The following is a 363-nucleotide window of genomic DNA, read 5'->3' on the forward strand; positions in this document are numbered from 1 at the left end:
CGGGGATGCGCCGCCGCAGGACGTCAAATGAGCGAGACGGCTTCGAACTATCTGGGGCGTGTGGCGAGGGCCGTGCCGCCGCATGCGCGCTTCGACGCGCTCGCCGCGGTGAATGCACCCTCCGCCAACGAGAGGCAACCGCAATGAGCCGCCCTCCCGAGCTACCTGAGCTACCCGATGCCGGCGCCGCGCCGCGCAAGCGCTGGCGCATCCAGTGGATCTGGATCGTGCCCATCGTCGCGGTGCTGATCGGCATCTGGCTCGCCGCGCAGGCCGTGCTGTCGCGAGGCCCGACCATCACGATCAGCTTCAAGACGGGCGAAGGCCTCGAAGCGGGCAAAACGAAGATCAAGTTCAAGGACG

At 67.8% G+C, this 363-nt stretch carries 1 pseudogene; it reads left to right on the forward strand.

The features are described 5' to 3' along the window. Positions 1-143 precede the first annotated feature (143 nt). A pseudogene (locus J8I87_RS44265) lies at positions 144-363 on the forward strand (mammalian cell entry protein); the annotation flags it as partial.

Source organism: Paraburkholderia sp. LEh10, assembly GCF_017814945.1.
Classification (GTDB): Bacteria; Pseudomonadota; Gammaproteobacteria; order Burkholderiales; family Burkholderiaceae; genus Paraburkholderia.